Raw genomic sequence first — 22,939 nt, forward strand, 5'->3', positions numbered from 1 at the left:
GGGCTTACATGACAAGGTCAATGGTCTATCGTGCCAATAGAGTCGATTGATTACGGCAGTGATTTAGCCCGATTGACCCTGAAAAGTACAAAAAAATAGAATACGTCAATCAGTACTATACTTTTTCTATGAAAATTGTAGGGATAAGCTGATCCAACCAACACCTACTCAGTTGACCGGCGGTTTTACTACTTTCAGAATGCCTTTCATCACCCGCCAGTGGCCGGGGAAAGAACAAATAAACGGATAATGGCCGGGAACATCCGGGGCTTTGAACTCGAGCCGGTAGTTTTGGCCCGCATTGACCAGTGGTGTCGCAAACAGGACTTCGGGCAGGTTGGGAACAAAGTTCTTCTCAAAACCGTCTTTGAGGGTCGCCATGGCGTCGGCGGCCTGGCCCACTTTCTCCACGGCATCGGGTTTCAGAATGACCACATTATGGGGCATCAGGTCCGGATTTTCAAATACCAGCGAAACATACCGGCCGGTCTGCATGCGGATGGTGTCCTGATCGAAAAGCATTTTGGCCGGAACAGCCGCCAGCCGAACCTCTTTCGTTCCGCTGTTGTCGAGAATGGCCAGCGGAGCAGCGGCTTCCCGGGGCGGTAATTTTTGCGCCAGTTTTTTGCCGAGCGTAATCGCCTGGTTGTACGGCATAGTATTCCGCTGATTATCGGGCGTAGTATCCAGCCAGGCCATAAAATTTTTCAGAACCGCACCGCGTTCGGCCTCGTGGACCGGCATCGAAAACAACACCTCGTAGGCCGTGGCATAAACCGGATAAAAGGGCGAAACCGTTCCTGTCAGACCCAAATCCGACTGTTTTTTTCGGAGTTCTTCGGGCACCTCGCGGGTCAGTGTTTTTACTTTTTCACGAAGCGCGGTTTGCAGATTTGGATCGGTCAGCCTGGAAATACCGTACAGGTAATTCACGAGATTCGCCGTATTCTGAGAAGCCGTATACCAAACCCGCTGATCCGACTGGTCGAGGGTAATCAGGGCTGCAAAAGCGGCTGATTGGGTCGAATGATTACCGATATTTAATAAGCCAAGAATTTGATTTTCAGCCGCTTTCAACTCCGTCGGGTTCCAGTTCAACAAAATGGAAACCATGTCATTGCCACCGGTTTGCCCGCTTTTGTCATCTTCCTGCTCCGGTTTTTTAAGTAGGGTTCCGATTAGAAATTCCACCGGGCTGATCGACCGTTCCTGGGCCAGCGTTCGGATGGCCTGCACTTTCAACGCCGGTTTTACGTTTTTTTTAGTGAGCAAAGCGTTTAAAACCGTACTCGTTTGGGGCAACGATTGCAGTTCATCGGCCGTGGCGCGTTCCAGCAGATAGGCAGCGGCTTGGGGGTTGTCGGTCAGAAACGCCGGATTTTGTTTAAAACCGGCAAGCCAGACCGGTTTTAAATACGTAAACGTCTCATTGATCGCGTAGTCGAGGGAATAATCCGTCGGATATTTCAATACATCCAATGCCGTGGTTAGGGCTTTTTCACCGGAAAAATGGCTCAGGGCAACGATGGCCTCAAGTCGAACCCGGGGCGATTCGTCGTTGATTCGCTCCCGGAACCGTTCCAGCGGATTGGTCAGCCGGTCTCTCCAATAAAAAAGTACGCGGGTCGCAGCCGCTCTGGCCCGGTAGTTTTTGGCGTGTAACAAGGTCGTCAGCAGGCTTTCATCGACGATGTCGAAATCCTGAAAAAGCCACAATGCTTCCAGTTGATGAAGCTCGTAGTCGGGATGGTTTTTGTCTAAATTGGTGACCCATTTGCGAAGTTCCGGTATCACTTTTTCCGGACGCTGTTCGCGGAGCCGCATCCGCGAGCGATACCGAAACCGATCTTCGTACCCTTTCAGATTGTTCAGTAAGTTCGGAATGGTCTGCCCGGAAATGTCTCGGGTTTTTAGCAACAGATTGGCTTTGTAAGTGATTCGCCAGATGCGTCCGTGTCGTTTGTCGCGGGCCGGATCGCGCGGTGGGTTTTCGCCGTGCGAAATCAGTGGATTGTACCAGTCCACCACGTAAAGCGCGCCGTCGGGGCCAAATTTCAAATCAACTGGGCGAAAGTTCGGGTCCGACGATTGCAGCAGCGGTTCTACTTCCTTGCTCGTCAGTCCCGACCCGGTTTCGATGAGCTGGTGCTGTTTGATTCCTTGAAAACCGATGGCGTTGTTGATCAGGAAATTACCCTGCACATGGTCCGGGAAATGACGGCTCGACACGATTTCGATGCCCGCCGTCGGGCGCACCCGCGTCGTGGTAAACGTGTTGATTCGGGGGTGTTTATCGGGGTAATCGATTTTCCCGCGCAGGGGTGTGGCGTCATAATTCGATCCGTCCGACGCATCGGCGATCAGGTGAATGCCCCAGCGCTGGAACACATTGCCCCAGGGATTATTGTAGCCGTACGAAATATACTGGCTCAATTTGCCCGTTCGGGGCTCGTAGCGGTAGGTGGCACCGGTGTAGGTACGCACCGGACCGTAGGGTGTTTCGACCTGCGTGTTCAGGAACGTTCCTTCGTGAAAATAAAGTGCGCCGTCCTGTCCGTACGTAAACGCGTGGGTGGCATGGTGGCTGTCTTCCGCGCCGAAACCCGTCAGAACCACCTCGCGCACATCGGCTTTATCGTCGCCGTCGGTGTCTTTCAGAAACACAATATCCGGTTCCTGCGACACGTAAATACCGCCGTTACCAAACTCAAACCCCAGTGGCAGATACAGATTGTCGGCAAAAACCGTGTGCTTATCGGCGCGTCCGTCGCCGTTGGTATCTTCCAGAATCAGAATCTTGTCGTGTACCGGAATGCCCGGAATGTGTTGCGGATAGGTCGGCATTGTGGCCACCCACAATCGTCCTTTGGCATCGAACGCCATCGCCACCGGTTTGGCCAGCGGGAAGTCTTTTTCGGAAGCAAACAAATTGATTTCGTAGCCTTTGGGTAACGTAAACTTCTCGGTCGTAGCGGGTTGCAATGGACCTTCGGCAATGGAATGGTGGTGGGCGTGGGCTTCTTTGGCGAGTGGTCGGCTTTGTTTGCCGGTCATGTGCGTCACCAGAAAAGCCGCCTGAGCCGCCGGGTTGGATCGCTCGTCCACAATCGCCAAGGCCCGGTTGTACGCTTCGGTTCCTGAGCTTTTCCCCAGTTTCCAGACCACTGAATCGAGCGACGCCACCATCCGGTTCAGTTTCCGCAATTCGGGTGGGAACGAGATGACGCCGAACGGTTCTTTCCGCCGACCATAGATGTATTCGCCATTGACGGCCCGCCAGCGGTAGAAAAAATGATCGTCCTTCATTTTAATCACCTGCCGTAGCTTTGTCGAATGCTCCGTTGTGAGGTTTACCGCGACGGTTTTAGGGTCGAAACCCAGTTGCCGCGCCATCCAGCGGGCCGTTTCCTGATAGCCTTTGTCATTCAGGTGAATGCCGTTGATGGTGATGAAGCCACCCGGTTTTGCGGTCATCCGGGCCAGCGAAGGCTTGAACAAATCGATGAAAACAAGTTGGTGCGATGCCGCAACTTTCCGCATGGCTTCGGTATAAACCGCCAGGTTCTCGTTGTGTGAAACCGGGTCGGGCCAGTGTCCACCGAGTTTTTCGTGGGCAATGGGCGAAACCAGCACTAGTTGCGGGACCGATTTTCCGTTGAATTTTCGGGCTTGCAGGAGCTGAATAAACCGGCTTAAATCCTGTTCAAACTGCGGCAATCCGGCTTTTCCCTTGAACGATTCGTTCATGCCGAAACACAGGAAAATGATGTCGGCTTTCTGTTCCGTTAAATCATGATACAAACCTTCGATGTTGAGGGCCACCGGCATTTTGATCGGTTTGTCGTACCAGCTTCGGAACGACAGGTCCTGCGGATCGTCGGTTGTTTTGGGGGCGTCTTCGCCAAACCACGGAAAGTTGAGAGGACGCGGTTGTAACGCCACTTCGTCGGCGCTCCAGCCCATGTTCCGCAGGGTCAGTTGCCGGTCCGGGAAATTCTTCTGGAGTAAGGTCTCGAAATAATTGTAATACCGCATCCGGTCGGCAAAGGTGTTGCCGAGCAGAATGATGTGGTCGTTTTTTTGGGGATTGAATACCGCAGCCTTGTTTTGTCCCGTTGCCGGGTTCGAGGCAAAATAATTGAGTAGGAGAATCAGAAGGCTGGTTTTCAGGAAGTACCGGTTCATGGCTCAGGCGTTGGTATCGGGTAATTCATCCGTAAAAGCCGGTAGCCTTTTAGATACTACTTTCCATTCGATAATCACCCTCAGGATTTAGCCATTCTGTTTACCCCGGAGGGGTATTCTGTAAATAGAAACAGTCGGTAAATCCGTATTCCAAGCCCCGGCAGGGGCGTCCTAATAAAACGTAGAACGCCCCGCCGGGGCTTAAATCGGCGGTATAGATCGTGCATTTCTATTTACAGAATACCCCTCCGGGGTAAAAAATAGCTAAAAATCCAATCCATTAGATCAAGCGGATTCGATGGAATATAATTTGACAAGAACGAATAGCGAAGCGAATCAATACGTTACCAAAACCGCTCCCCGATATTCCGGCAGCAAAGGCTGGTTGGTTCTGATCAGGTAATGGTAACTCCCAGACTGAACCTTCTGGCTGCGGTAGGTGCCATCCCACGGTTTGTCGTAGCCTTTCGAATGAAAAACGACCTCACCCCAGCGGTTGTAAATCGTGATTTCGCAATCGGGAAACTGATCGGTATTGCGGATTTCAAACGCGTCGTTGATGCCGTCGTTGTTGGGTGAAAAAACGTCCGCAATGAACATCCGTTTCAGCACATCGACCAGCACACTTTTCTCCGTCCGGCAATCGCCGGGGGCCAAAACCGTCAGTTTGTAGGTGGTTGGAGCTTCTGGACTGGCCTCCGGATTCAGGCTGGTGGGGTCCGACAGACTTTCAGGTGGCTCCCACAGAAAACCAGTGGTTTGTCCCTTGACGGTTGGCTTCAGCGTAACCGTACTGCCCATCAACACACTTACCCGCTCCGGCAGGTTCACATCGGCGGGCGGTTCAACCCGGATTTGCCGGCTGATCGTAACCGGACAGGCCGAGGTTCCGGCATAGGTGTAGGTAATGGTGTGCAAACCGGCTCCGGCTTTGCCGGGATCGAACTGACTGCCCGTTACCCCCGGCCCCGAAAACGTCCCACCCGCCGGGCTGGCCACCAGCAGCAGCGGTTCGGAGCGGGTCGCACACACGGGAGCCAGGCTGTCGAACTGCATGGCCGGACGCGGAATGATCGCCAACGTTAAGGGAGCCGAGAGAGCCTGACAGCCGTTGCCGTCCGTAATCCGAACCTGATAGGTGCCCCCTTGTCCGACCAGCCGGGTGGCGGCATCACTCGTGTTGAGCGAGGCCGTATTGAAGTACCATTCATATTGATACGAGCTGCCGACTGTGGCATCCAGCCGGACTTCCTTGTCCTGACAAATCGCCGAAGCCGAACTGGTCAGCGTCGCTTTGGGATTCGGATTGACGACAACCGAGAGGCTGTCGCGGTTGGTACATTCCAACGAGGATGTGGCCCGGACGCCGTACAAACCGGTTTTGGTCACGGTGAGCGAGGTGCCGGTGGCGCCCGGCAAAACCGTACCGTCCGCCGTCCATTGGTAGGTCACCGCGTTCTCCTGCGGAACCGACAGCACCAGTGATGCTCCTTCGCAAATGGGCGGTTTTTTATCTGGTGTAATTTTGGCTGCGGGCGGAGGCAAGACCCTCGCCCGGGTGATTTTTGACGTGGTATCGTTGCCGCAGGTGGTGGCAAAACTCTTCACGACCGCATAATCGCCAGCTTCCGTGACGGTCAATGTCGGGGCGGTGGCCCCCGGAATGTTGGAGCCGTTGCGTTGCCACTGATACGACCAGAGCGGGTTTGTCTCGGTCGAAAGCAGGGCAGTGGCCCCTTCGCAGAAAGGCAAATCCAGCGTTTCGACGTTTCGGTAACTGATGATGGGCGGGGGGGGCGTGTTGTTGCCGCAGTCGACCACCGGCATCTGGAATTCGCGCCGGATGGCACCAATCCGAACGCCGTTGCGGTATTCTTCGCACAAGACCGCAAAAATGAATAGCCCCGTCTGGCTGGCGGTTACGCTCAACTGACCCGTTTGCGGATCAATTTTCAAGGCAGGATTTCCGGGAATGGAACTGGCAGCACTGTAGCCCGGCGACCAGTTTACTTCCGGATAAGTCGTGTGCGAACGCCCGTCGCCAACGGTATTCTGGGGGGTATTGTCGGTGTAACCGGCCAGTGGCGTAACCAGTGAGTAGCGGAGTTGATCACCATCGGCGTCGGTGGCGCTGAAATCCAGTTTAAACGGTTTGCCAACGCAGATGTATTCACCGTTGGGAAAGTTGAACGCCGGGCTGGAGTCGAGAAAGGCGGAACCGCTGCGCACGATGGCCGGAAACTCCATGTAAAACACCATGCCTTCGCCACCGGGATTTTGGATGTTGCTGATGTCGGCACTGCGGCAACAGCGATCCCAGACCACGTAATAACCGCCGGGATCGTTGTAGGTGGCCGGATTCAGGTAAACGTCAGTGCTGTAGTTCATGCCCAGAACACTCAGGTTGCGCAGATCGGCGCAGGCCTGGTTGTCGTACCGAACCCGCTGGGAACCAGTTTGCCGGACGGTTGCGGTATTGACGCGGACGTGATCGCTTTTCCGGAAAATATAGAGGATAATCTCGCGTTCGTAGGTGTCGGGCGTGGAGTTGGCCTGATCCAGATACAAGGTGAGCGTCAGCGTGTAGTAATTGGTACGGGTCGTGGCCCGCAGACTCATATCGCCCCCATAAATGTGTTTCCCGAAGCCATCTTGTGGCAGAGCAAGGTTCAGAAATAGACTAGAAACGGCAACCCAAAGCCACCGAAATGCCGGAACACCTGGCGTGAACCGACCCAACAACACAGTCATAATACAGTTTCGTAGAAGGTTGAAGCATAAAAAATTTGCTGACGGAATAGGGTGCGTATTCTTATGAATCGAAAATATACGAAGTTTCGAGTCTATAAGTTACCGAAATTGACGGAACGGTATACTGTATAAGACCGAAAAGCCCCGCAAAGCGTTGCGGGGCAAAGAAAATAGGAGAGAGTCTGGTGGGCTAATTCACAACGTTCCGCGGTTTCCCGGCGAAAAAAGCCCGAATGTTTTCGGCGGTTTCGTGTAAAAGCCGCTGGCGTGATTCCTGCGTGGCCCAGGCCAGGTGGGGCGTAACGATGCAATTCCGGGCCGAAAACAGGGGATTGCCCGCCGAAGGAGGCTCTACCGTCACGACGTCGAGTCCGGCCCCCGCCAGCCGATCCTGATTCAGCGCTTCGGCCAGATCGGGTTCGTTGATGAGGGCTCCCCGGCTGGTGTTGATCAGAAAAGCCGTGGGCTTCATCCGGCTCAGCAGCTCGCGGTTGACAAAGGCCCGGTTTTCGTCGGTGACCGGGCAGTGCAGCGACACCACATCACTTTCAGCAAAAAGTGTTGCCTGATCGACGTAGCGAATACCGGCTGGCGGCTCCTCGTCGGTGTGACGGCGGTTGACGAGAATGGTCATGCCAAAAGCCAAACCAATGGAGGCCACGCTTTTTCCAATGTCGCCAAAACCGACGATGCCCAGCGTTTTACCGGCCAGTTCGACCAGGGGCGTTTTCCAGTAGCAGAAATCCGGATTCCGGGTCCAGTCGCCCGCCCGCACACTGTCGGCGTGTAAGCCCACCCGGTTGGTGAGTTCGAGCAGCAATGCAATGGTCAACTGAGCCACCGACGGAGAACCGTAGCCTTTCACGTTCGTCACGACAATGTCGCGTTCGCGGGCGGCTTTCACGTCGATGATGTCGTAGCCGGTGGCCGTCACGCCGATGTACCGCAGTTTGGGAAGCTGTTCCAGCGTCTCGCGGTTCATTTTTACTTTATTGACCAGCACCATATCGGCCTCTTTCAATCGCTCGATCAGTTGGTCGGGGGCGGTGCGGTCATGCAGCGTAACGTTGCCGAGGGATTTGAGGGGCGTCCAGTCGAGGTCACCGGGGTTCAGGGTATAGGCGTCAGCGTAAACGAGGTTCATGGGCAAAGGGGAAATGATGCTGAAAGATACGGGGAAAATGGGCTTCGTAGAATGATAAATATCAAATGATGAATGATGAATGTAAAAGTGCCGGATTGGAAACTACTTTTACATTCATCATTCATCATTTGATATTTATCATTCTTTATTTTTTTCCTAAACAGACCCAATCACAAACGCCAATGCCCGGCGTTCGGCCCACGAGAATTCATCCCCGCGAACGGCAAAACCCACGTGTCCGCCGGTTTTGGGCGTTTCGAGGTAGAGATGCGGGTGTTTTTCGGCCAGCCACGCGGGCGAACATTCGGGCGATAGCAACGGATCGTTCTGGGCATTGATGAGCAGCGTCGGAACGGCGATCCCGGCCATGTAGTTAACGGCCGAAGCTTGCGTGTAGAAATCATCCGCATCACGATAGCCGTTCACCGGAGCCGAAAAATGGTGGTCGAAATCGCGCCAGAGCCGGACTTTTTGCAGATTGGTCATGTCGAGTTTTCCCGGAAAGAGGTCGGCTTTCTGCTGCATTTTAATGATCAGTTTCTTCATAAACCGATTGCGGTAAAACCGGTTTCGGGGCAGGTCGAGCTGTTTAGCACTGGCTTCCAGGTCCGTCGGCGACGAAACCGCCACGACTTTCCGGATGACGTCGGGCAACTCCCTGCCGTGAACCCCCGCGTATTTGAGCACGATATTTCCGCCCATGCTGTAGCCCACGAGCGCCACTTCGCGGTACGGTTTGGTCCGCAGCACGTGGTCGATCACTTCGGCGATGTCGCCAATTTCGCCGTGGTTGTAGAGCCGGAACGCCCGGTTCATTTCGCCACTGCACGAGCGGCAGTTCCAGGCCAGCACATCCCAGCCCTGCCGGACAAAAAGTTTGGCCGTTGCTTTGATGTAATGCCGGTTGGAGTCGCCCTCCAGCCCGTGGGTCATAATGACCAATTTATCACGTCGTCGGTCGATCCAGTCGAGATCCACGAAATCGCCGTCGGCCAGTGTAAGCCGTTCCCGTTCATACACCACGCCATCTATTTTGCGGAGGATGCTGGGAATAATGGTCTCAAAATGACCATTGATCAAATACCGGGGCGCTCCGGGGTAAGAAGAATGTCGGAGAACCGGCATGCCGTAACCTTTTAGTCGTTAATGCTGTTAATTTTAACGAAATTTAGTCCGGTTGGTTCCCTTATGGAAATTGCAAAGTATTTATCGGTTTTAGTAGCCAGCATGCTGAAGTTTGTTGGCGGCCCCGTAACCGGCGTCGCGGTGGGTCTGACGTGGCTGGAAACCTGGCTGTTTACAGTGGTCGGGATGATGGCCAGCGTGGTGCTGGTGACGTATGCGGGCACGGCCCTGCAACTTCTGATGGCCCGGTTTCGGCGTTCGGCTCCCAAGCGGTTCACTTCCCGGACGCGGCTGGCGGTGAAGATCTGGAAACGCGCCGGGATGGTGGGCATTGCCTTCCTGACGCCCCTGCTGTTGACGCCTATCGGCGGAACGATCCTGGCGGTTTCGTTTAAGGTAAATCGGTCACTGATTTTCAGTTATATGCTGATCAGTGCCGTATTCTGGGGCATTGTCTTTACGCTGGCGATCTATCAGCTACCGGAACTGTTCAGCCGCTTTGGCGGGAATGGGCTTTTGCGGAAGTGAGGGAAAGTAGTGGACGCTTGTTGCTATGGTGATACTTTTGAAGAATAAGCGTAGTGGTTATTTGGGAAATCAATCCTCAGTAATCCTTTAATAAATGGACGATTACCCATTATTCCGGTGGTTGGTATCAGAAACACATCATCCTCCCGGTTGGTAATCGGTAAATTTTTACAAGGCAGTAAATAACCGTCTTGCATAAGATTTAAATGCTTCACCCGGTTACCTATTCGTATTGAAATGCCTTTGTTGATTCCCCTTATAACGAAAAGTTTTCTACCAATTGGCAACGGCTTCAGTTTCGTTATCGCCTTTTTATTTAATTCGAATCCATCTGATCCCGAATCATAAAACACGTCCAGTCGTTGGTCGTTTGCCACTTGGATCGCCATCATTGGCATACATAAACCAAATAAGTTTTTCGTTAGCGAACTGTCAACAACGGATTGATCTATTGTGAGCCGGGTTTGCGGAAAGTTAACAGTATAAGAAATCTGCCGGAGTACATCCAATCCGATTGCGCCGTCTATATGTCTGAATGGAAATGAGGAATAGCAGTAAACAGGCCAGTTTTCGAGCAGAATATTACCCAATTCAAGGTGTTTAATTGAAGAAATAGCTAGCTGAGTTGAACCAGTTGCTGTGCTGACAGGGCTATTACTTTCGTGGATTACCAGTCCCAGTTCGGCAGCTAGCTGTCGGCTAATAGCAGTTCTCGAAAAACCGGTATCTAGCACAAAATTCTTGTGTCGACCTTGAATCAATACGTCCACTACTATCAGGCTTTTGCGTCTGATTGTAAACGGAATGGTGCAACTAGCGGCTTTAATAGTGAGCATGGGTGATGGTAAAGAGTTGAAAAATAGGGCGTCACCATAGAAGTTGATCTTACTGTTCGTTTTTTGAGAAAGGTCAAGTAAGTTTTGAAATTGATTCTGGAAGAAGTAGAGAAGCGCTAGTTGAGATTGAGCCGGTTTTGCTAGTGGATTGATGGTGTCAGTGGCGATGGGATACAGCAGGGTTGCACTTTGGGCAAACTGATTTACCAATCCCAATTCCAGGGCTTTGAAAAAATTACGCGCTGGCTTATCTACATTTGTGGTATCAAACCAAAACGGTTGGTTGGATTTGTTGTACCAGTAGGTGGTTGTTTGGGCTTGTAAATTTGAAATAGCCAAAATTAGGGCGAACTGAAGGCAGGTCTTAAAAAGAATAGATGGCATAAACTGATTTGTAATAAGTTTGCACAAACATGTAATGTGCTTGACTTTGAAGCAAAATTTTAAAGCATCGTCAATATCATACCGGAGTTGTTCAACCGATTTGGTGGGAATGGGGTTTTGAGGAAGTGAAGGGAGTTTTATAGGAGTAACAGGTTAGAGATACTCCAGTAGGAATCAACTCTCTGGCGTTTGTGCTTTTGCCGATGCCGGGCGGCCCCGCAACCAAATAAATCGTCATCGAACGACCACAATCTGGCCATTTTTGTACTCCGCGACCGTATGTCCATCTGGACGCTTATAGACTAAAGGCTGGTTAATGGAGAAAAGATAATCCCGCGCATTTTGAGCGCACTGCTTTTGCCACTGAATTCGTTCCTTAGGGTTCATCGTGCGCGGATCTTTGACCATTTTTCCGGTCTGATAGTGAACGTCGTTTGTCATGGCAGCATTCTTTTTACACAAAAATAACTAACTACGGCTTTTTACCAGTATACTATACACGATTGTATCTCGGGAGTGAGGCTCAGTTGTCACAAAAACACGGAATAATACCCTTTCTTGCCCTGCACAACGGCACTGAAAATCAACCGCTCATTGCCAACCCAGCGCGGTGCAAACTCCTCCGATGGGTTCAGACCCGGCAGCAGCTTGATTTGCCGAACCTGGCCCGTCGTCAGATCCCGAACCCAGAGGCTGTACGATTTCGCGAGATGGTCGGTTCGGGAACTCAGGAACGCCAGCATTTTGCCGTTGGGCGAAAACGACGGATGGGTATCGATCCAGCCGGGTTGCGTTTCAAAATAACTCAGTTCGCCACGTCCATCGGGCGAATATAACGAAACCGTCGCCCGCCACTGGTCGTTGACGTTGGCGTTGCGGGCGCGGGATACGGCAATAAACTGGCCATCGGGCGACCAGTCCACGAGGCTTCGCCGGATGTAGTTCGATTCGCGAACGGGCAGGACGGGAGTAAGCGCCGTGGCGGTACCACCCGCCGTCGCTATTTTCCACAAGCGGGATTCTTCGTTGGAAACTGTCGTGTACGCCAGCCACTGGCCATCGGGCGACCAGGCTATTGACACAATCCGGGTCGCATCCGCAACAGGAAGCGTTCGACTCATTTCAGTCACCAGATCATACACCATGATTCCGTTCTCCGTTCCGGAAGGGTAAGCCAACTGTTTGCCATCCGGCGAAAACACGGCTCCCGCACCCTGGCGATTCACGAGTGTTTTAGTGATGGGCTGCTCATTTTGCAGATTGGCAATGTACAACGGAGTGACATATGTACCGGGCGTTTCCTGAACAAAGGTAGAATAGGTTGATTTCGTGCCATCCGGGGTTACATCGCCCCCGAAGACGTCTTCTAAAAAGCCAAATCCAGGATAGTAAGCCGATTGCGAAAGAAACGCGGTGCTGGCCATAACCAGATTGGAGTTCACGGGGGGCGCCCCTTCGTTTTTCGAGACAATGCGGGCCACGATTTGCTCGCCCATCTCCGAAGCTGGAATCCGGATTGATTTTTCGTCAGCGTCGAGGATTCGGTACGTGTGAAACGTTCCTAACTCACTTTTGGCAATCTGAACGGCATATTCCTGGGCTTCTACGTCGGCAAGATCGGGGCAGGGCGATGTAATGCAAACCACCCGATTGGGTTCCCAACTCAGGTCATAGAAAGCGCCTGATACCACAATCTGCAACATGACGGGGCGTACGCGTTTGGTCGGATCGACGGCTTTCTCCTTGCAGGAAAGGAGGATCGTCAGCAGAAGCAGCAAGGGCTGTGAAAGAAAGCGTTTCATCGTAAAACCGGATGCCTGGTTGGTTCGAGTGAAGACCCGGATTGCATCACAAAGGTTGCAAAACGCCATGAAACGTAAAAGACCCGCGACCGGCTGAATTGGTCAACCGGTCAATCGGGTTTGGTACTCAAACCGGAAAGGAATCGACAAAAGGAAAAGCCGGTTTTTCTGATTTCTAAAAACCGCTCCTACCAGGCTTATTCACCACCAAGTCAATCTTTCTTCGCAAATTCCTGGTTATCCCGCGTGTTTTTCTGAACGGCGATGGCTCCGAATAAACCGAGCATGAAGGCAAACGCATAGAACCCTTTTTCACTCGGCAACAGCGTCGCGTTCCACAGGCCAATGGTCAGCAGCGTAATGGCGAGGAGCGTTGAAAACCAGCAGAGGCCGTAATAAATATCCGTCACCGGGTAGCCCTCCAGCCGGTCCCGGACGCTTTTCTGCAACGATACGACGGAGAAAAGGCCCATCATCAGGACGGTAAAGTAGAATCCCTTTTCGTTTAGGAGCATTTCGGAGCGCCAAAGCCCGATTAGATACCCAATCATGCCGGTGCCGAGTGCAACCCATGACGCGCCGACAAAAGCGGCCGATGTTTTCTGATTCATTGTGTTGTTTTCTGTTTGTAGTGTGTAACGCGGTTGTTTCCCGTCGCGCCCGTAAACCGGGTCGACTGGCAGCAGCGGTTACAAAAATAGCTTCGGAATGAAGCCGTCGGTAGCGCCAGTTTCTAACGAGTTACTTTGAGGCTACAAATGGTGGTTTTCAGGCTTCCGTTGGTAGCTGGAACCAATGAATTACTTACAAACCGCTGTTTGATCAGCAAGCCGTTTCGATAACCGGTCCGACAGTTTTCCGAGGGCGGTGGAGTCTTTCAAAATACCATACCGTTCCACTTGATGAACCACTCTCCCGGCGGTCACCCTGATGGAAACCGAACCCCGGTCGCAGCACTCCCCCACGGGCGTGGAACGTTCTTTAAGGTAACTTTTCCAGTCAATTCCCTGAATCAAGTCTCGCCAGTCGGCGGTAGAAACCGGATTTCGGCAGATGACCCCAGGTCGATTGCTCTGCGTTAAGGTATATTCCGTTGGGGTTACGGCAAGGTTCCAGGTCCATCCAGCAAAACCGAAGTAGGAGGAATATTCAATGCGGGTTATGTTTTCAGGCGCAATCTCCTCCGGTTTCGTACAGGCACTGATTGCAGTAAGGAGACTGTAATACAGCAATTTGTGGAGCAATTTGGGGGACATAGTTTTGTGTGTTTAGGAAGGGAGCAGACCGTTTTCTTTTTTCATGAGACTCCTGTCGACGGAAAACCGTTGGAATTGGCTTGTGCAATCACAAATATAGTCATTCCAATTTTTGATAAAGGCCGCTATAACCCATTCAGAATCCCCGTTTGCGCCAGCAAAACCAGACCGGTTCGCTCGGCCGCCAGGCCCGGTTCAATTTGGTGGTTGCACACGACTTTTCCATCGACGATCTTCGTTCTGAAGCAGTTAAGCTGCACTGTGTCGTTGTTTCGATACGTCGCACTGATTTCCGGGAGGTGGGACGAAACCAGGAACAGACTGCCGCGCTGCCGGATGAACGCATCGATCACCTGCCGCGAACACGCCAGCGCGTCTTCCGGGTTGGTTCCCCGAAACAGCTCATCGGCGATGACGAAAACCGTCTGGTGATCGGCTATCGCATCGGCCACGGCTTTGATGCCCATCAGCTCACTGTAAAAATGACTATGCCCCAATTCCAGGTTATCGCTGAGGTGAATGCTGGTGAATAAACCGTCGAAAAAGTTAATTTGCAGTGATTGAGCCGGTACTGCCAGACCGAGATGAGCCAGGTAAACAGCAATTCCGCACGCTTTCAGGAAGGTGGTTTTTCCACTCATATTTCCCCCGGTCACCAAAGAAAGGCAGCCGGGAGCGGTCAGGCTAAAGTCGTTGGTGACAGCCGCATCGAGCAGGGGATGTACCAGCCCGGTAACCTGAAAAACCGCCCGTTCAGTCTCGACGAAGCGGGGGTAAACCCAACCGGCGGTTTGTATAAAACGAGCGAGGGTGCAGTACGCATCCAGTTGATACAAAGCGTCGAACACAACCCGAACCGCGTCGTTCTTCTGGCGTCTGAGGATAAAGTCGGCTTGTAGAACCGAGACCGCATGATCCGAATCACGCAGAGCGATCCGGATAGCCGGATCGTCGAAGAAAGTATTCAATGTAGCGAAAACCGTCTGGAGCGAGGCCGGAAGCGGCTTCACCGTACTGAGCCAGTCGATTTTTTCTTCGATGGCCCGCAAAACAAGCTGGATTGCAGCCGTTCCGCCCCGCAGCCGGTTGAAATCGTGCGGATGAAACCCGGAAAACCACCAGGCTCGCTGTTGCCGTTTCAGCCAGCCCGTTGCCGAACTCCAGGCCAGGTTGCTGATCAGGTGGTTTTCGGCAGCCAGCACATATGCGTGGGCGACGTCGATGGCAAGTGGTTTTAGATACCGGGTTACAAACTGGAAAAGCGCCTGCCGCTCCTCAATCTCCTTGAGCGTATTACAGGGCGAAATCAGGAGACGTTGGAGCGCATCCCGTCCTCCATACGTTCGCGTTTTACCAAAAAGGCCCAGAATGCTCTTATCAGCCGGTTGCTGGGGCAGCAATTGCAGTTCGTGTAACGTGCGCGTAGATGGTTTTTTCATGGTTGGCGGTGTGGCGGCAAACCTACCAAAACCAATCGGCAGTCATTTGTTAAAAAATCACAAAACTACCTTAGTCCAGAACCGGTTGTTTCACCTCAATACGAAGCTGGTGGGTGTTGAATACCTGCGAATTGGGGGCCACACTTTTGGTTAAAAACACACTGCCGCCAATCACGCTGTTTTTACCGATGACGGTTTTGCCGCCGAGGATTGTTGTGCGGGCATAAATGATGACATTGTCTTCGACCGTGGGGTGGCGTTTGGTTTCGGCTAGTTCTTTGGCTACCTGCAATGCGCCCAGCGTAACGCCCTGATAAATAGATACATTATCACCAATGATAGCGGTAGCACCAATCACAATGCCGGTGCTGTGATCGATCATGAAGGGAACACCGATCTGAGCCGCCGGGTGAATGTCCGTGCCGGTATTGCGGTGGGCGTTTTCACTCAGAATCCGCGGTAAAACGGGAATATTCAATTCCGTCAGCCGGTGGGCAATTCGGTAAACGGCAATGGCATAAAAGCCGGGATACGAGACAATGACTTCGTGAACACTGGTTGACGCCGGGTCGAATTCATTGATTTTGTTCGCGTCGCGCCGGAGGTGGTTGTAAATGGTTTCCAGCGACTCATAAAAAGACGCTACCGTCGCTTCAATGTCAAATTTTTCCGGATCCATATAGCTCAATAGAATGTTTTCCAGATCGATTTGATTCTTTTTCAAAATACCGATGTAGGTTTCTTTCTTGTGTAGCCGATTGTTGGGAAACAAAAACTCAAGGAGGTTATCGAGCCAGGCAATGGAATCCTGAATCTTGGGTGTGGCTTCCCATTCCGCCTTGTGAGTTTGGTGAAGAACATCGATAAATGCATTGACCGTTGACATAGCGTGCGATTGGTTGGAATGCCTGAAAACTGGCAAGAGGTTTAGCCCTGCCAGCTTCCAGCGTTTACTTTTTCTGACGATTACCCGACAAACGGTAGAGAGTAGAAACCAGCGTATCCACATCCGAACACGTATTGTAAAACGCTAAAGAAGGTCGAACCGTACTTTCTAATCCAAACCGTCGCAAAATAGGTTGTGCACAGTGGTGGCCCGTGCGCACAGCGATGCCTTCCTGGTTAAGCGCCTGACCCACTTCATCATTGGAATAGCCTTGTAGTGTAAACGACAGCACGCTGGCTTTGTCGGGAGCGGTTCCAACCAGCCGTAAACCGGGAACCTCTTTCAACAACCGGGTCGCATAGACCAGCAGGTAGTGTTCGTATTGACTGATGAGATCGATACCCAGTTTGCTGACGTAATCAAGCGCTGCCCCCAACCCGACGGCATCGGCGATATTGCCCGTACCGGCCTCAAAGCGGGAAGGCGCGTTGTGGTATTGCGTGTGCTCGAACGTAACATCCTTGATCATGTTGCCGCCACCCTGCCAGGGCTGGGTTTCGTTCAGCAGATCTTCTTTGCCGTAAAGGACGCCGATGCCCGTTGGACCAAAGACTTTATGGCCCGAGAACACAAACCAGTCGGGGTTGAGCGAACGGAGATCGACCCGCATGTGTGACACCGATTGCGCGCCATCGACCAGCACTTTGGCCCCCGCCAGGTGCGCCAGTTCGATGATCTGTTTGGCGGGTGTTACCGTGCCTAATGCGTTGGATACCTGCGTAAACGAAACCAACCTGGTTTTGGGATTCAGCAATTTGGCGTATTCATCAAGCAAGATCTGCCCGTCATCGTCGACTGGAATAACCCGAAGTTTTGCGCCTTTTTTGGCGACTAACTGCTGCCACGGAACAATGTTGGCGTGGTGTTCGAGGTGGCTGACGATGATTTCGTCGCCGGCCTGCAGGTGCTGTTCGCCCCAGCTTTTTGCCACCAGATTGATGGCTTCCGTCGCGCCCCGCACAAACACAATTTCGTTGGTCGAACCGGCATTCAGAAACTGGCGGACTTTCTCACGGGCCTCCTCGTACGCATCCGTCGCCCGGGCGGCCAGTTCGTGAGCAGCCCGGTGGATATTGGAGTTCTCATGCTCGTAAAAATAGCTGATTCGGTCAATGACCTGCTTCGGTTTTTGCGTTGTAGCCGCGTTATCCAGCCAGATCAACGGGCGGCCATTGACGCGCTCCTGCAAAATGGGAAAATCCTTTTTGACCAGATTGACATCAAACGGCGGACTTCCCAGACTGCTTATCCCGTGGCGGTTCGACGGAGCCGCCGTTGAAAACGGATTCGTTTCGTGAACGTGCGGCAACGAATGATTCCCGGCCAGAAAATAATACTCGTTCAACCCGGAAGGAGCCGAAACCGGTAACTGTGGCTGAACGGCAAAGACGTTGATCGACGCGAGTGCCTGGGTTAAGTCCGTTTCGAACGATTGATCGGCAAATGGCAAAGCAAAACCCGCGTGGTTCTTTTGGGCGACGGACGGTGAAATACCGCTTCCAGCCACTGACTGCGGCACCTTACCCTGGCTCGCAAAATGCGGATCGGGTAAACTGGTCTGCGGATTGGCCAAATCGACGCCATTACCCTGATGCCCGGCCGACGGTGAAATACCGCTTCCTGCCACCGACTGTGGCACTTTACCCTGGCCAGCAAAGTTTGGGTCGGTCTGGGTCGTCTGCAGGGGCGCCACGTTGAAGACATTTCTCTGCTGGATCGCCGATGGTGAGACCCCGCTTCCGGCTACCGATTTCGGGATTTTCCCCCCGGCAAAATGCGGGTCGGGCAAACTGGTCTGCGGTTTTTCGAGATTAAACGCGTTTCCCTGACTTTGCCAGGGGGCAACGTTTTTTGGCTCAGCCTGCTGCGGAGAAATTCCAAAGGTCGGAACCGAACTGCCCGGGAGCGCTTTGAAAAATTCGTTCGCTAAATTTTCAAGGGCTTCCGTATCCAGAAAACCGTCGGCAGGATTAGTATTTATATTCATGATACTTGCCAATTTCGACCTCTTCCAGTACGGCAATCGCATCGTCTACCAATACGGCCAGAGAACAATACAAGGAAATCAGATAAGACGCAATGGCTTTTTCGTTGATGCCCATAAACCGGACCGACAAACCCGGCGATTGTTCACCCGGTAAACCTGGCTGATAGAGGCCCACAACGCCCTGACGGCTTTCACCGGTCCGAAGCAGCAGGATACTTGATTTGCCGTCTTCAATGGGCACTTTGTCCGAAGGAATCAGCGGCAGACCGCGCCATGTAATGAATTGGGAGCCGAAAAGCGAAACGGTTGGTGGGGGGACACCCCGGCGTGTACACTCCCGGCCAAAGGCGGCAATGGCCAGTGGGTGGAGCAGGAAGAAACCTGGTTCTTTCCAGACTTTGGTAATCAGTTCATCCAAATCATCCGGCGTGGGCGCACCCGTCCGCGTTTTGATGCGCTGAGCCGGAGCAATGCTGTGTAATAAACCGTATTCTTTGTTATTGATCAGCTCACTTTCCTGCCGCTCTTTAATGGTTTCAATCGTCAGGCGCAACTGTTCGCTAATTTGGTTGTACGGTTTGCTGTATAAATCCGATATCCGTGTGTGTACATCCAATACTGTGTTAACGGCACTGAGATTGTATTCCCGCGGATTCTCGATGTAATCGACAAACGTCTGAGGCAGAGGGCGTTCGTCACGACCGGAGCAATCTACTTCGACGTTATTGGCGTCTTTTACTTTGTTAAGCCGATAAACGCCCGATTCAACCGGAATCCAGTTTAGCAAATGCGTCAACCAACGCGGAGTAATGGTTGACATCTGAGGCACGGTACGGGTTGCGATGGCCAACTGCCGGGCTGCAACGTCACCGAGAGCGGTTTGTTTTTTGTTTAGTTCTGCCATACATATGTATGTGTTTATAGATTAAGTATATAGATTTTGTATAGTGATTGGGCATCAGCTAACGCAATCCACGATTATGGTGCAATAATAACGGATTTGTCAAAAATTAATAATCCGAATCTTTAAAACAGATAAAAAAAGCGGATGATCCGAAAATTCAATGGGTTTGATTTTTTCGTATTCATCATGACGTGTATAGCGACCAGTCTGTTCAACATCACTCGGTTTTCCGTTACAAGATCGTATCTTTCCGACCATTCGTTTCCCGTAGCCTTTCCCGCCGAAAAATGCCGACCACTTTCCAACCCTTGCAGGGACTTACAGACGACGCCATTGTCCAGGCACGCGCTGAACAGGGACGAAATGTCCTGACCACAGATGCCCGTTCGGGCCTTTTTGCAACAGTCCGGGAAGTTGCTACCGAACCCATGTTTATCCTGCTGGTCGTGGCCTGTACGATTTATTTCGGGATTGGTCGGCTGGAGGAAGGCATCACGCTGATTGTGGCCCTTTTTCTGGTGGCCGGTATTTCGGTTTACCAATCCGTTCGCAGCGACCAGGCCTTGGGGGCTTTGCGGGACCTGACCCAGCCCAAAGCGCAGGTTCGGCGCAATGGAACATTGACCACGATTTCGGTGGAAGACATCGTCGTGGGCGATGCGGTGCTGGTCGAAGAGGGCGAAAGCATCCCCGCCGACGGCCAAATTCACGAAACCAATGACTTTTCGGTAGACGAATCCATCCTGACCGGCGAATCAGTTTCGGTTACCAAAAGACCCGGCGACCCGGTTTTTGCCGGCACCAACACGGCATCGGGCAGTGCGTGGCTAACCGTTACGGCGGTTGGTGGCCAAACCGAACTCGGACGCATCGGGCGAAGCATCGGCACCATTCTGACCGAAACAACGCCCCTGCAACGGCAGATCAACCGGTTTGTCATCCGCATGGCCTGGATTGGCGGAGGAGCATTCGCGCTGGTGTGGGCCATTAATTTCGCCCGCTCCGGCGATTGGGTGACGGCTTTGTTATTCAGCCTGACGCTGGCTATGTCGATTCTGCCCGAAGAAATTCCGGTGGCATTCAGCAGTTTCATGGCATTGGGAGCCGCCCGGCTGAGTCGCATGGGCGTTTTGACCAAGCAACCGCAGACGGTCGAGAGCCTGGGTTCAGCTACTGTGATTTGTACCGACAAAACCGGCACCATTACGCAGGACGGCATGAGCGTCCGGCAGTTGTACGATGGCGCAACGGATGTACTGGTCCCGCTGCCCGGTCCGTTGTCCGATTCGGCGACACGGGTGCTGGAATACGCCCGCTGGGCGAGTGAAACCGAACCTTTCGACGCCATGGAAAAAGCCATTGTGGCGGCTTTTTCTGAATCCGATCCGGCTAAAACGGTGAATCAGTACCCGATGGTGCAGGAATATCCGCTGGCGGGTATTCCCCCCATGATGACCCACGTCCGGCAAGCACCACACGGCGAGGTGATGGTGGCGGGGAAAGGTGCCGTCGAACACATTCTGGCGGTTTGCCGACCTAACCCGGCGGTGGCTGATCGAATTCGTCAGCTAACCAGACAGTTGTCAGAAGGCGGTTTTCGGGTTCTGGGCGTGGCCAAAGGAACCTACGAACCACCCCATTTTCCGGCGGAACAGGATGATTTTACGTGGACCTTTCTGGGACTCATTGCTCTTGAAAACCCGCCTAAACCCAATGCCGGTGCGGTGATCCGGGCGTTTACCGAAGCTGGTATCGAGGTGAAAATGATCACCGGCGATTTTCCCGAAACCGCTCAGGCCATTGCCCGGCAGGTGGATTTACCTGCAGCCGACGCGTTTGTGACGGGCCAGCAGGTGATGGAAATGGACGATGCGACGCTCCGGCAGCAGGCAAAGCAAACGGCGGTTTTTGCCCGCATGTTTCCCGAAGCCAAATTGCGGGTGGTGGAAGCCCTCAAGCAGAACGGCGAGGTGGTGGCCATGACCGGCGACGGGGTCAACGACGGCCCGGCGCTGAAAGCCGCTCACATTGGCGTGGCGATGGGAAAACGCGGCACTGAAGTGGCGCGTCAGGCGGCTTCGCTCGTGCTGGTCAACGACGATCTGAGCAGCATGGTCGATGCCATTGCGCAGGGTCGCCGGATTTACCAGAACCTCAAAAAAGCCATTGCCTATATTGTTTCCATTCATATCCCGATTATCCTGACCGTGGCGGTGCCGCTGCTGGCGAACTGGAAATGGGAAAATCTGTTTACGCCCATTCACGTCATTTTTCTGGAACTGGTGATGGGGCCGACCTGTTCCATTGCGTTCGAAAATGAACCCGCCGAAGCGGGGCAGATGCGCCAGCCGCCCCGACCACTCACCGACACCTTTCTGGCCGGGCCGGAACTGGGGCGGAGCATTGCGCAGGGGTTGGGAATCACCCTGGCCGTTCTGGGCGTCTATTACGTCGCCATGCAGGCCGGGGGAAGCATGGAGTTGGTGCGGACGCTGGTTTTTTCAACTTTGGTCTTGAGCAACATCCTGTTGACGCTGGTAAACCGATCGTTTACGCAGTCGGTGTTTCAGACCATTCGACTCCCAAACCGCCTGTTGTGGCTCATGCTGGGGCTGACTTTTGCGCTCTTGCTCGTGACCTTGTTTGTGCCACCCGCCCGGGAGTTGTTCGGGTTCGTTTCCATTCCGGCATCGTCGTTGGGCTGGTGTGCGCTGGCTGCGCTGGTTGGCGTGGGCTGGATCGAGCTTTACAAAGCAGTTCGGTTCTGAATTTTGCTGGTCTATGGGGTGCTCGATGGTAAGTATTCGAAACAAGAACCGCCCGCATCAACGGGTAACGGCAGTTACCGGAAGATTATTCCGGCTCTATATCATGCAAGCTGGTATTCGTAATAGGTAGTAATAGCCCGAAAACCGAATTTCTGATAAATCCGAAAACCATCTTCCGAAGACTGCAGGAGTGCGGTTTTATACCCGGCCTGTTTCGCGTAATTTAAAGCCTGACGCATCAGTGCGGTTCCAATTCCCTGGCCCCGAAAAGCCTGGAGGGTAGCCAGACTGTAGATGCCAACGGTTTGAGGATCAGATGGAAACAATTCGAGGACGGAAACCGGCTGGCCTTCCCAATCATACACCAGAAACACATTTTGTGGAGAATTCAGCAAAGTCGCGGCAACCCGTTGGTAGTAGATTTCCACCTGATGATCCGGCGGGGTCCAGTTCCGGGCGATTATGCTGGCAAACTCCGCCAGATTTTCCCGGTTTTTGACGACCCTGATTGCTGTGTGATCCGAATTTTCGATTGGGCAGTACGCATCCAGTGCCAGAATCATGCCCGGATCAGAACCCACGCAAACCGCCCCCAGTTCCTGCAAATGCCTCCGCGTCGTTTCGGTGGCTGCGGCTTCGCTGAGCCAGAAACAGAAGGGCAACCCGGACTCTTTCGTGTAGGCAACCACAGTTTTCAGCGTGTCAAAACCGGGCTGACTGGTGTTCTGAATGTGGACGATATTGAAGGTGTCGGATGGTAACTGCGCATTGACGACCGTGATTCCGTCGTTGGTCCAAACGTTCATGCCCGCGGTTTGGGCAGCCAGCGCCTGAATGTGCCGGTTGAAATTGTCGTCCAGAAGCTGTTCCGGCGTACCCATAAT

General features: G+C 53.0%; 16 protein-coding genes. 2 read left to right on the top strand and 14 right to left on the bottom strand.

All coding sequences use genetic code 11. The features are described from left to right. Positions 1–168: 168 nt before the first annotated feature. The 4 genes from ACO064_RS17515 to ACO064_RS17530 all read right to left on the bottom strand — a co-directional run bounded on the left by ACO064_RS17515 (position 169) and on the right by ACO064_RS17530 (position 9,205). On the bottom strand, positions 169–4,185 hold the full coding sequence (locus tag ACO064_RS17515; RefSeq protein WP_421828545.1) for a PVC-type heme-binding CxxCH protein: 4,017 nt from the start codon (positions 4,183–4,185) through the stop codon (positions 169–171). A gap of 336 nt (positions 4,186–4,521) precedes the next feature. Then, entirely contained in the window at positions 4,522–6,936 is a 2,415-nt protein-coding gene (locus ACO064_RS17520; RefSeq protein ID WP_421828546.1) for a gliding motility-associated C-terminal domain-containing protein, read from the bottom strand. A 190-nt stretch (positions 6,937–7,126) separates the two neighbouring features. Then, positions 7,127–8,080 carry a D-2-hydroxyacid dehydrogenase gene (locus tag ACO064_RS17525; protein ID WP_421828547.1) on the bottom strand — a complete coding sequence of 318 codons (954 nt, stop codon included), beginning with the start codon at positions 8,078–8,080 and terminating at the stop codon, positions 7,127–7,129. A 156-nt stretch (positions 8,081–8,236) separates the two neighbouring features. Next, the gene (locus ACO064_RS17530) at positions 8,237–9,205 is read right to left on the bottom strand and encodes a YheT family hydrolase (protein WP_421828548.1); all 969 of its coding nucleotides are present in this window, start codon (positions 9,203–9,205) and stop codon (positions 8,237–8,239) included. Positions 9,206–9,268: 63 nt separating this feature from the next. Here ACO064_RS17530 and ACO064_RS17535 point away from each other — a divergent pair, with 63 nt between their 5' ends. Further along, on the top strand, positions 9,269–9,733 hold the full coding sequence (locus ACO064_RS17535; RefSeq protein ID WP_421828549.1) for a hypothetical protein: 465 nt from the start codon (positions 9,269–9,271) through the stop codon (positions 9,731–9,733). Positions 9,734–9,756: 23 nt separating this feature from the next. On the opposite strand, the gene ACO064_RS17540 is transcribed toward ACO064_RS17535, so the two are convergent. The 9 genes from ACO064_RS17540 to ACO064_RS17580 form a co-directional block, all read right to left on the bottom strand. Next, positions 9,757–10,953, bottom strand: a complete 1,197-nt coding sequence (locus ACO064_RS17540) for a retropepsin-like aspartic protease family protein (RefSeq protein WP_421828550.1) — start codon at positions 10,951–10,953, stop codon at positions 9,757–9,759. A gap of 234 nt (positions 10,954–11,187) precedes the next feature. After that, complete coding sequence (locus ACO064_RS17545) at positions 11,188–11,394, bottom strand: hypothetical protein (RefSeq protein WP_421828551.1); 207 nt, start codon at positions 11,392–11,394, stop codon at positions 11,188–11,190. Positions 11,395–11,483: 89 nt separating this feature from the next. Continuing rightward, entirely contained in the window at positions 11,484–12,755 is a 1,272-nt protein-coding gene (locus ACO064_RS17550; RefSeq protein WP_421828552.1) for a hypothetical protein, read from the bottom strand. Between the two features lie 212 nt (positions 12,756–12,967). Next, complete coding sequence (gene yiaA, locus ACO064_RS17555) at positions 12,968–13,366, bottom strand: inner membrane protein YiaA (protein WP_114404373.1); 399 nt, start codon at positions 13,364–13,366, stop codon at positions 12,968–12,970. 189 nt (positions 13,367–13,555) lie between these two features. Beyond that, positions 13,556–14,011 (bottom strand): hypothetical protein, encoded by a 456-nt coding sequence (locus ACO064_RS17560; protein WP_421828553.1) that lies wholly within the window; start codon positions 14,009–14,011, stop codon positions 13,556–13,558. Between the two features lie 125 nt (positions 14,012–14,136). Then, positions 14,137–15,450 carry a MutS-related protein gene (locus ACO064_RS17565; protein ID WP_421828554.1) on the bottom strand — a complete coding sequence of 438 codons (1,314 nt, stop codon included), beginning with the start codon at positions 15,448–15,450 and terminating at the stop codon, positions 14,137–14,139. A 70-nt stretch (positions 15,451–15,520) separates the two neighbouring features. Continuing rightward, complete coding sequence (locus ACO064_RS17570; protein ID WP_421828555.1) at positions 15,521–16,336, bottom strand: serine O-acetyltransferase; 816 nt, start codon at positions 16,334–16,336, stop codon at positions 15,521–15,523. A 64-nt stretch (positions 16,337–16,400) separates the two neighbouring features. Beyond that, positions 16,401–18,383, bottom strand: a complete 1,983-nt coding sequence (locus tag ACO064_RS17575) for a family 2A encapsulin nanocompartment cargo protein cysteine desulfurase (RefSeq protein ID WP_421828556.1) — start codon at positions 18,381–18,383, stop codon at positions 16,401–16,403. Continuing rightward, a complete protein-coding gene (locus ACO064_RS17580; RefSeq protein WP_421828557.1) occupies positions 18,367–19,287 on the bottom strand; it encodes a family 2A encapsulin nanocompartment shell protein in 921 nt (306 codons plus the stop codon). The genes ACO064_RS17575 and ACO064_RS17580 overlap by 17 nt, the downstream gene beginning before the upstream one ends. 287 nt (positions 19,288–19,574) lie before the next feature. On the opposite strand from ACO064_RS17580, the gene ACO064_RS17585 reads away from it, so the two are divergent. After that, complete coding sequence (locus tag ACO064_RS17585; protein ID WP_421828558.1) at positions 19,575–22,055, top strand: cation-translocating P-type ATPase; 2,481 nt, start codon at positions 19,575–19,577, stop codon at positions 22,053–22,055. Positions 22,056–22,156: 101 nt separating this feature from the next. Here the strand turns inward: ACO064_RS17585 and ACO064_RS17590 are convergent, their stop codons facing one another. Then, positions 22,157–22,936, bottom strand: coding sequence for a GNAT family N-acetyltransferase (locus tag ACO064_RS17590; RefSeq protein WP_421828559.1), 780 nt, complete (start codon positions 22,934–22,936; stop codon positions 22,157–22,159). Between the last annotated feature and the right edge of the window lie 3 nt (positions 22,937–22,939).

This window comes from Larkinella sp. (genome assembly GCF_965227735.1).
In the GTDB taxonomy this organism is placed as follows: domain Bacteria; phylum Bacteroidota; class Bacteroidia; order Cytophagales; family Spirosomataceae; genus Larkinella.